2 pseudogenes are annotated in these 1,244 nt (G+C 39.5%); both read right to left on the bottom strand.

Annotation, left to right across the window (positions count from 1 at the left end):
- Nucleotides 1–867 (bottom strand): annotated as a pseudogene (locus M3205_RS25080) (IS3 family transposase); the annotation flags it as partial.
- Between the two features lie 11 nt (nucleotides 868–878).
- Nucleotides 879–1,244, bottom strand: a pseudogene (locus M3205_RS25075) (IS3 family transposase); the annotation flags it as partial.

Here is a 1,244-nt window from a genome sequence, read left to right as displayed (position 1 = left end):
GTATTGCACCGGGGTCATTTTATTTAAGCCCCATTGATAACGATGCTGGTTATATTCCTCGATCACTCGATCCACTTCTTTTCTAACATCTCCTAAATTATCTAATGATTTATACTCTGCTAAATCCTTAAAGTGCCCAAAGAAACTTTCCATTGGTGCGTTATCCCAACAGTTTCCCTTTCGGGACATCGACTGTATTATGCCAAGTTCTTTTACTTTGCTTTGGAATTGGGGATGAGTATAGTGGAAACCTTGGTCAGAGTGCAGTATGGCTTCTGGATGAAAATGATCGCCAACAGCTTGTTTTAACTTTTTAAGCGTGTTATATACAATATCCATTCCTAACGAAGTGGATAGATGATAAGCGACAATTTCTTTGGTAGCTCCATCTTTTACGCAGGATAAATATGCTTTTTGTCCCTTTCCGAAATAGAGATAAGTAATGTCAGTAAGCAGGACTTTCCCTGGTTCTTCTTGATTAAATTCTCGGTTAAGGAGGTTAGGACAAGACCGATGCTCTTGGGTTGCCTTAGCCATTTTACGATAAGGATTGGCTTTCCTTACTTTTGTTACAAGATTATATTTTGCCATCAACCGCCTAATTTTTTTGTGGTTCATTATCGATGAATAATCATTCTCCATAATCATTTTAATCTGGAGGACACCTACTTTTTCTTTTTTACTTATGAATATTTCTCGAATTAACTCTATATCCAATTCATCCTTCTCGTCACGTTGAGCCCGTAATTGTGCTGCCTTCAGCCAATCATAGTAGCCACTTCGACTTACGCCTGCCAGTTCACACAGGTAGGAAACAGATTTTTTTAACTGATATGTTCTGATGGTTTTCTCAATCAAAGAAAACTTCTCAGCTGCCGTTAGAACCGTTTCTTCTTCAACGCCTGCCTTTCTAGTTCTTCCAGCTTTTTTAAGAAGTCATTCTCTGCCTTGAGGAATTTAATCCTTGCCTCAGCCTTCCTTAGTTTCTCCTCAATGGAAAGTTGTTTAGAAGAAGGACGTCCAGTACTCCCTTTACCTCGACGTTCCGTAAGGAAACCTTCCTCCCCAAACCTTTGGAATGTTTCTCTCCAACGCTTAAGACAACGTTTTGGCTGTTCCTTGCCAATCACCTCTAGATCAAAGCCTTGTTCAATAAAGATTTGCGATGGTGTTTTCCCACTTTTGTATTCCGCCACTGCTTTTATCTTAAATTCAGAACTATAGGAGATTGACCTCTCAGAAGC

Source organism: Cytobacillus firmus, from assembly GCF_023715565.1.
Classification (GTDB): Bacteria; Bacillota; Bacilli; order Bacillales; family Cytobacillaceae; genus Cytobacillus; species Cytobacillus firmus_C.
The sequence above is the reverse complement of the archived record's forward strand: the minus strand, read 5'-3'. Positions and strand labels throughout refer to the sequence as shown.